The organism is Candidatus Methylomirabilota bacterium, from assembly GCA_035315345.1.
Lineage (GTDB): Bacteria > Methylomirabilota > Methylomirabilia > Rokubacteriales > CSP1-6 > CAMLFJ01.
Map to the genome: position 1 here is coordinate 1 of DATFYA010000007.1, position 7,718 is coordinate 7,718.

11 protein-coding genes and 1 tRNA gene are annotated in these 7,718 nt (G+C 71.5%); 1 reads left to right on the plus strand and 11 read right to left on the minus strand.

The features are described 5' to 3' along the window. Positions 1-54 precede the first annotated feature (54 nt). A tRNA-Leu gene (locus VKN16_00745) sits at positions 55-141 on the plus strand. 40 nt (positions 142-181) lie between these two features. Here the strand turns inward: VKN16_00745 and VKN16_00750 are convergent. From VKN16_00750 to VKN16_00800, 11 genes are all read right to left on the minus strand, one after another. Then, complete coding sequence (locus tag VKN16_00750) at positions 182-1,159, minus strand: Gfo/Idh/MocA family oxidoreductase (GenBank protein HME92726.1); 978 nt, start codon at positions 1,157-1,159, stop codon at positions 182-184. Continuing rightward, entirely contained in the window at positions 1,156-1,905 is a 750-nt protein-coding gene (locus tag VKN16_00755) for a glycosyltransferase family 2 protein (protein HME92727.1), read from the minus strand. Before VKN16_00755 ends, VKN16_00750 begins: the two co-directional genes overlap by 4 nt. A gap of 19 nt (positions 1,906-1,924) precedes the next feature. Beyond that, positions 1,925-2,515, minus strand: a complete 591-nt coding sequence (locus VKN16_00760) for a UbiX family flavin prenyltransferase (GenBank protein HME92728.1) — start codon at positions 2,513-2,515, stop codon at positions 1,925-1,927. Then, positions 2,512-2,781 (minus strand): DUF507 family protein, encoded by a 270-nt coding sequence (locus VKN16_00765; GenBank protein ID HME92729.1) that lies wholly within the window; start codon positions 2,779-2,781, stop codon positions 2,512-2,514. The genes VKN16_00760 and VKN16_00765 overlap by 4 nt, the downstream gene beginning before the upstream one ends. Positions 2,782-2,801: 20 nt before the next feature. Continuing rightward, entirely contained in the window at positions 2,802-3,050 is a 249-nt protein-coding gene (locus VKN16_00770; GenBank protein HME92730.1) for a DUF507 family protein, read from the minus strand. 94 nt (positions 3,051-3,144) lie between these two features. Beyond that, the gene (locus VKN16_00775) at positions 3,145-4,671 is read right to left on the minus strand and encodes a HAMP domain-containing sensor histidine kinase (GenBank protein HME92731.1); all 1,527 of its coding nucleotides are present in this window, start codon (positions 4,669-4,671) and stop codon (positions 3,145-3,147) included. After that, on the minus strand, positions 4,668-5,489 hold the full coding sequence (locus VKN16_00780; GenBank protein HME92732.1) for a CPBP family glutamic-type intramembrane protease: 822 nt from the start codon (positions 5,487-5,489) through the stop codon (positions 4,668-4,670). Before VKN16_00780 ends, VKN16_00775 begins: the two co-directional genes overlap by 4 nt. Continuing rightward, entirely contained in the window at positions 5,464-6,219 is a 756-nt protein-coding gene (locus tag VKN16_00785) for an HD-GYP domain-containing protein (protein ID HME92733.1), read from the minus strand. The genes VKN16_00780 and VKN16_00785 overlap by 26 nt, the downstream gene beginning before the upstream one ends. After that, the gene (locus VKN16_00790; GenBank protein ID HME92734.1) at positions 6,204-6,590 is read right to left on the minus strand and encodes a response regulator; all 387 of its coding nucleotides are present in this window, start codon (positions 6,588-6,590) and stop codon (positions 6,204-6,206) included. Before VKN16_00790 ends, VKN16_00785 begins: the two co-directional genes overlap by 16 nt. A gap of 140 nt (positions 6,591-6,730) precedes the next feature. After that, a complete protein-coding gene (locus VKN16_00795) occupies positions 6,731-7,144 on the minus strand; it encodes a F0F1 ATP synthase subunit epsilon (protein HME92735.1) in 414 nt (137 codons plus the stop codon). Further along, on the minus strand, positions 7,144-7,718 hold a 575-nt coding region (locus tag VKN16_00800), incomplete at its 5' end, for a F0F1 ATP synthase subunit beta (protein HME92736.1). The genes VKN16_00795 and VKN16_00800, both read right to left, overlap by 1 nt.

Here is a 7,718-nt window from a genome sequence, read left to right on the forward strand (position 1 = left end):
AACGGGCCCCTTGACTTCATAGGGCCGGTCCGTAAGATGAAATCCTTGCCTCGGGCCGAAGTGGCGGAATTGGCAGACGCGCATGATTCAGGGTCATGTGCCCGCAAGGGTGTGGGGGTTCGAGTCCCCCCTTCGGCACCATCTGGACCGTCAGCCCGCTTGCGCGACATATCCAACGACTCTACCTCAGCCGCGGGCTGAGGGATACGCGCCGACCCAGCAACGACGAGCGCTGCGCTGCCTCCACCACGCGCATCGCGGCCAGGCCCGCCTGCACGTCGACGACGGCGGGGCCGCGCCGAGCCACCGCATCGAGGAAGAGCTCGAGCTGCCGGCGTAGCGGCTCGGGGCCCGCGGCCTTGAACGACTCGACCGCGCCCTCCGCGGCCTGCCAGCCGGTCGGCGTCTCGAGGTGGCGGTTGGCGAGCACGCGCACCTGCCCGCTGCCGAAATCGGCGTCCAGCGTCGCGCGCTCGCCCGCGATCACGCACTCGCGATGCGTGCCGGGTGCGAAGTAGCCGGCCTCGATGTGCGCGGGCACGTCGCCGTATTCCACCGTGGTGAACGAGCAATCGTCGAGGCCCCGGCCGAGATGGTCGCGCAGGGTGGCGGTCACCGCGGTCGCGTCGCGATCGAGCAGGTACGCGAAGAGATCGAAGTAGTGGATCGCGTCGGCCTGGGTCACCCCCACGTCGGTCCGCGGGCGCTTGAAGCCGGCGAACCGTCCCGCGCAGTACCGCACGCGGCCGAGCGCGCCGGCGGCCAGCCGCTCGCGCAGCGCGACCGTCACCGGATGAAACCGGAAGATGTGGCCCACCTGCACCACGCGGGTCGTCGCCGCGGCGAGCGCGGCGAGCCGCTCGCCCTCGGGGACGGTCAGGGTGAGCGGCTTCTCGATGAAGCAATCGCGCTCGGCGCCCAGGCAGTCCGCCGCGATGGCCAGATGGCTCTCGGCGGGCGTGACGATGTCGACCGCGTCGACCTGGGGCAGCGCCCGGCGGAAGTCGTCCACCACGCAGGCGGGCGCCACGCCGGCGCCGATCGCCAAGGCGCGCCGGTCGGGGTCGACGTCGGCCACCCACCGCTCGACGCCCAGCTCGCCCAGCACGCGCAGATGCTTCTCGCCCCAGCGGCCCAGGCCGACCAGCAGGATCTTCATCGCGCGGTGGTCGGTTCGCCGCCCACGTCCTCGACGATCTCGTAGCGCAGCCGCCGGTCCTTCATCCAGCGCACCACCAGCAGATCCACGAACGCGCGCGCGGCCCGGTTGCCGATACCGTACTTGGACCGCCCGAAGCGCCGGGGCCGGTGATTCACCGGCATCTCGAGCACCCGGAAGCCCTGCATCGTCAGGAGCGTCGGGACGAATCGGTGGAACCCGTGGTAGAGAACCAGCTCGCGCAGGCACTCTCGCCGGAACGCGCGGAAGGTGCAGCCGCTGTCCTGCACGGCCTCGTCGCTGAGGCGGTTGCGCACCCGATTGGCGATGCGCGAGGAGATCCGCCGAATCCACGAATCGCCCGCCGCCCGGTCCACTCGATAGCCGGTCACCGCGTCCCACCGGCCGAGCTGGGCGAGCATCGCCGGGATATCGCGCGGGTCGTTCTGGAGGTCGGCGTCCATCACCACCACGTGGCGGCCGAGCGCCGCCTTCAGGCCCGCGTCGGTGGCGGCGGTCTCCCCCGCGTTCACTTTCAGGCGCACGAGCCTCACCCGCTGGTCCTGCTCGCGGAACCCGCGGACGATGTCGGCGCTCCGGTCGCGGCTGCCGTCGTCGACGAAGATCACCTCGTAGCGCAGGCCGGTCGGCTCGAGGACCTCGCGGATCTCCGACCACAGCGGCGGGAGGCTGCCCTCTTCGTCGTAGACCGGAATGACGACCGACAGATCGAGCTCGCGGCCCACGGGCGGCGGCGAGACTAGATCACGCCGGCGGCGGCGAGACGCGCGGCGCGCCGCCTTGCCATTCGGGCGCCAGCGTATGGGGCAGGCCGAGACGGTCGAGGACGCGGGCCAGGGTGTGCACGACGAGATCGTCGATCTGCTTGGGGCGGTGATAGAAGGCGGGCATCGGCGGCAGCACCACCGCGCCCATCTCGGCCAGCGCGGTCAGCACGCGCAGGTGGCCGAGGTGTAGCGGGCTCTCGCGCACGACCAGGATGAGCCGCCGCCCTTCCTTGAGCGTCACGTCCGCGGCGCGCGCGATGAGGGTATCCGCGGCGCAGTGGGCGACCGCGGCGGCCGACTTGATGCTGCAGGGCACGATGACCATGCCGTCGGTCCTGAACGAGCCCGAGGCGATGGCGGCCCCGATATCGCGGTTGCGATACCGGCGAGGCGCGAGCGCCTCGACGTCGTCGACCGCGTAGTCCGTCTCCTCGACGATGGTCCGGCGTCCGGCGTCCGATATGACGAGGTGCGCCTCGACGTCGGGGATCCCACGCAGCAGCTCCAGGAAGCGGATGCCGTAGATGGCGCCGGAGGCCCCGCTGATCCCGACCACCAGGCGCTTCACAGACGGAACCTCCGCCGGTACACCTCGTCGCGCGTCTTCTGGTAGAGCAGCTCCCACTCCGCGCTGCCTTCGGGCGCGGGCCGCGAGTAGGTGCTCAGGGAGCGGCGCACCTCCTGGTCGATCGACTCCTCGAGCTTCGACTCGTCCTCGAGCACGCGGAAGACTTCCGTGCGCAGGTGCCCGTGGGCCTTCTCGTCGGCGGCCTTGATCATCACGCTCTCGGTGGCGGTCAGATCGGCGACGATGCGGTCCGCGAGCGCGAACATGCGTTCGCGGCTCATGCGGGTCACAGCACGAACCCCCGCTCCTTGGCGAGCTTGGCCTTCACCAGCGTGAAGAGGCGCTTGTAGTCCGAGGCCGAGTCGCGGATGAGCTTGGCGTTGTCCATCAGGAGGGCCCGGGCGTCGGCGTCGATCTTCTCTTCGGCCTGGAAGTTCTCCACGAGGATCCGGCGGACCACGTCTCGCGCCCGCGCCTCGTCCCGGACGTCGGCAAGCTTGCGCCCGACCAGCCGCTTGACCACGGCCTCCGCCATCCGCCCGGCCACCTCGTCCCTTCGCGCCATGCCCGAAGAGACAGGGTACACGGCGCCGAACGGGGGTGTCAAGCACAACTATACGGAAAATTGGTCAAAAGTGGCCGTCAGGACCCGGGAGAAGCAGACGGAATCGGGACCCTTTGCCGGGCAGGCTCTCCACTTCGATGCGGCCGCCGTGAGCCTCGGCCAGGGCCTTCACGAGGCTCAGCCCGAGCCCCAGACCCCGGGCCGCCACCGTCTCGGGATGGGGCACCCGCACGTACTTGTCGAAGATGCGGGGCAGCTGCTCGGCCGGGATACCGACGCCGTCGTCCTCCACCGCCACCTCGACCATCCCCGGGTCGTCCGGCGCCGCACACGCCGATACGTCGACGCGGCCGCCCCGTGGCGAGTACTTCACCGCATTGGACAGGAGGTTCTTCATCATTCGATCCAGCGCGTCGGGATCCGCCTGGACGGCCGCGCCGGGCGTGCTGGTGGTCCAGCGGAAGCGGTGGCCGCGGTGCTCGGCCGCGAACAGCTCGACATTGCGCTCCAGCAGCGCGTCGAGATCGACCGGCTCGGGCCGCAGCTCCAGCGGCCGTCCCGTCTCGATGCGGGAGAGATCGAGCAGCTCGCCCACGATGCGCCCGAGGGTGCACGCCTCGGTGTGGAGATACACCAGGCAGCGGCGGGCTTTCTCCGGCGGCAGCGTGGCGCGAAGGAGCAGCTCGCTGAAGCCCTGCAGCGCGGTCAGCGGCGTGCGCAGCTCGTGCGAGACCACCGAGAGGAACTCGGTCTTGGCCTGATCCAGCTCGCGCAGGCGCGCCGTCGCGGCGGCCACCTTCTCCGACAGCTCCTCGGCAAACCGCTCCTGACGCAGCGTGAGCCGCGCGTTCTCCACCGCGAGCCCCACGTGCACGGCCAGCTCATCGGCGGCGGCCCGCGCGAGGCGTGGCAGATCGCCGGTCCACTCGACCGCGATCGCGCCGACGACGCCGGCTCCCGACGTGAGGGGCCGCGTGACCCCGCGCCGCGGACTCGGCCCCGGCGGCTCATCGGCGCGGACGCGAGGGTCGGCGCACAGGTCCGCGCTCGAGACCGCCTGGCCGCTGGCCAGCGTGAAGGCCGCGGCGCACTCCTCGTGCACGAGCGTCCCGGTCGGCACGCTGGCCAGCCGCGCGGTCCGGATGTCGTGGCCGACGAGCAGGGCGACGCGGCGGGCGCGCAGGGCGCGGCGCACGATCTCCGCGACGTCGCGCAGCGCGCTCTCCAGCGGCTCCTGCCCGTCGAGGCGGCGCTGGATCGCCAGGACGGCGTCGAGTCGGGCCGCCCGGGCGCGCGAGCCCTCCACGAGCCGGCCGACGAGCAACCCGGCGAGCACGGGCAGGCCGAGCGACAGCAGGCCGTCGAGGGTCCGGGACGTCAGGCCGTCGCGCTCGACCGCCGGCAGCGCGAACGGCGCGTGCAGAAGCCCGGCCAGGGCGCCGGCCAGGCCACCGCCGATGGCGCCCCGGCTCAGCGCGGCCCATACCGTCGGCAGGAGGTACAGATGGCGGAGCACCGAGTCCGAGCCCTGGCCGGTCAGGGCCATGCTGGCCGCCACCGCCGCCACCAGGACCAGCGGCAGGGCGATCATGGCGTGAGCGTCCGGTACGCGGCGAAGAACGCGAGGCCGGTCAGGTACCCGGGCAGCAGGCTGCCACTCCACGCGCGCAGGGCGCAGGCGACCAGCCCCACCAGCCCGAGATAGAAGATGGCGCCGGCCCGCGCTTCGGCCGCGGGTGGCAGCGCCGGGTCGAGGAGATATCGCACGACGGAAAGGCTCGTCGTGGCGAGGGCGGCGGGCCAGAAGCTGCTCCGGCGCCAGCACGCGGTGAAGAGCGCACCCCGGAAGAGCCACTCCGCCGACAGGACGTTGGCGCCGACGTCATAGGCCAACGCACCCGCGTACGCGGCGGCACTGGCGTGGACGCGATAGCCGAAGGTGAGCGAGGCCGTGAGCAGCAAGTGCAGCCCCAGAAATCCTCCGGCGGCCAGTCCGGTCACCAGTTGAATGGGCCGAGCCCCGTTCAGCCCGATCGCCCGCATCGACGGCAGTCCACGCGTCTCGTGAATCAACACCGCGGGAACCAGCAGGAAGGCGAGCGGGCCCCACGCGGTCACGCGGGCGGCGATCGCCGCCAGGATGGCCGCGGTCGCAAGCCGTAGCACCGGTCCGCGCCACCCCGGTGTCGCGGCCGTCGCCACGAGCCAGCCGATCGCGATCAAGCCCGCGTGAACCGCTCCGGTGGCGAGGCCATGGCCGACCCCGGCCCAGTTCGGCCGCAGCACCTCGAGGGCCAGGCCGAGGGCCGCCATCCACACCGCGGCGATCGCCACCTGGAAGCACGGCGAGAGGGGCGGCCGACGCCGCACGCCCTCCGCCGGCTCAAAGCGCGCGCTCAGCAGCAGCATCGTCGGTCAGCCGGATGCAGAGGGCGGTCAGATCGGGGTCCAGCGTGCGGCCCGCCTGCTCATCGAGGCGCCGCACCGCCTCGGCGTGAGACAGCCGGGTCCGATACGGCCGGTCGGACGTCAGCGCGTCGTAGATGTCGGCGATGGCCACGATACGGGCCCCGATGGGGATCAACTCGCCGCGCAGGCCGTCGGGATATCCGCTGCCGTCGTGCCGCTCGTGATGATGGCGCAGGATCACCGCACCCTCGGCGAAGAATTCCAGCGGCGCGACGATCTGGGCGGAGACCACCGGATGCCGGCGCATGACCGCCCACTCCTCGTCGGTGAGCGACCCGGGCTTGCGCAGCACGCCCTCGGGAATCGCGATCTTGCCGAGATCGTGCAGCAGCCCGGCCTGCGCGATCATGTCGGCGGTGGCGGTCGGGATGCCCGCGGCGCGCGCCATCTGCCGCGCGAGCGCCCCCACCCGCTCGGAATGACCACGGGTATACGGATCCTTGGCCTCCAGCGCATTGGCCAGGCCGAGCAGGCTCTGGAAGATCGCGTGCTGCAGCCGACGGTACGTCTTGCGCAGGTCGATCGCGTACTGCAGCGACTGCTGGTAGGCGTTGCGCAGCCGCTCCTGCGTCTGCTCCAGCTCCCGCTCGCGGGCGCGCGAGGTCTCGTAGAGCGACTTGAGATCGCGCGCGTAGGACAGCGCCTGGGAGAGCGCTACACTGCCGGCCATACCGTCACCTCCGGCACCAGCGCGCGCACCAGGGTCAGCAGCGCGAGCGGTGAGAACGGCTTGGTCAGGTAATGATCGGCCCCGGCGGCCAGGCCACGGCGGCGGTCCTCGGCTTGTGCCGCGGCGGTGAGCATGACGATCCGGGTATGCGCGCACTCGGGAAGCTGCCGCAGGCGCCGACACACCTCGAGCCCGCTGAGGTGCGGCATCTTGACGTCGAGCAGCGCCACCTCGGGACGGGTCTGCTGCGCGAGGGCGAGCGCGGCGGCGCCGTCGGCGGCCTCGACGATCTGCACCTGCGGGTCTTCGAGCGTGAAGCGGACCAGGTCGAGGATGGCGGGTTCATCGTCGGCGATCAGGATGGTCGTCATGGACCTTCGAAAGTGCGAAGGATGTGCCACGCAGCAACACGCGGCGAATCGCCGATTTCTACGCGACGCGCGGGCCAGGGTGCCCGCGCCGGTGGGCACCGCGCGGGACGCACTGCCCCGCGCGAGAGGCAGGCGGGCGGCTAGGCGCCGCCCATCGACACTACGAGCAGCCGGGTGAGCGCCCGCTGATAGGCCGCGAGCGCGTCGTGATAGTCGATCTCCTCGGTGCCGCCGTCCGGATCGCGGCCGGCCATCCGCTGCTCGGCGCGCTGCCGCGCGCGCTCGGCGCGCTCCCGGTTGATCTCCTCCGGCCGCTCGGCCAGCTCGGCCAGGATGATCACGCGCTCGGGCGTGACCTCGGCGAATCCGCCGTGCACGGCCAGATGGACCTCCTCGCGGCCCTTCCGGTACACGACCTCGCCGCTGCCCAGCGTGGCCAGCAACGCCGCGTGGCCCGGGAGGACTCCGAAATACCCCTCGGTGCCCGGGGCCACCACCTCGTCCACCTCCTCGGAGACGAGCTGGCGCGTCGGCGTGGCGAGCTCCAGGAGCACTACTTGGCCTCGCGCATCTTGGCCGCTTTCTCCTGGGCCTCCTCGATTCCGCCGACCATGTAGAAGGCCTGCTCGGGCAGATCGTCGTGCTTGCCCTCGACGACCTCCTTGAAGCCCTTGATGGTATCCGCGAGCTTGACGTAGCGGCCGGGGGAGCCGGTGAACACCTCGGCGACGAAGAACGGCTGAGAGAGGAAACGCTGCAGCTTGCGGGCCCGGGCCACGATCAGCTTGTCCTCGTCGGAGAGCTCCTCCATGCCGAGGATCGCGATGATGTCCTGCAGGTCCTTGTAGCGCTGCAGGATCGACTGCACCGCCCGCGCGGTCTGATAGTGCTCCTGGCCCAGGATGATCGGGTCGAGGATGCGCGACGTGGAGGACAGCGGATCCACCGCGGGATAGATGCCCAGCTCGGTGAGCTGGCGCGAGAGCACGGTGGTGGCGTCCAGATGCGCGAACGCGGTCGCGGGCGCGGGGTCGGTGATGTCGTCGGCGGGCACGTAGATCGCCTGCACCGACGTGATCGACCCCTTCTTGGTGGAGGTGATCCGCTCCTGCAGCGCGCCCATCTCGG

Coding starts and splice junctions, on each gene's coding strand:
- VKN16_00750 (HME92726.1), bottom strand. CDS start 1,159: ATGAAGATCCTGCTGGTCGGCCTGGGCCGCTGGGGCGAGAAGCATCTG.
- VKN16_00765 (HME92729.1), bottom strand. CDS start 2,781: ATGTTCGCGCTCGCGGACCGCATCGTCGCCGATCTGACCGCCACCGAG.
- VKN16_00770 (HME92730.1), bottom strand. CDS start 3,050: ATGGCGGAGGCCGTGGTCAAGCGGCTGGTCGGGCGCAAGCTTGCCGAC.
- VKN16_00775 (HME92731.1), bottom strand. CDS start 4,671: ATGATCGCCCTGCCGCTGGTCCTGGTGGCGGCGGTGGCGGCCAGCATG.
- VKN16_00780 (HME92732.1), bottom strand. CDS start 5,489: ATGCTGCTGCTGAGCGCGCGCTTTGAGCCGGCGGAGGGCGTGCGGCGT.
- VKN16_00785 (HME92733.1), bottom strand. CDS start 6,219: ATGGCCGGCAGTGTAGCGCTCTCCCAGGCGCTGTCCTACGCGCGCGAT.
- VKN16_00790 (HME92734.1), bottom strand. CDS start 6,590: ATGACGACCATCCTGATCGCCGACGATGAACCCGCCATCCTCGACCTG.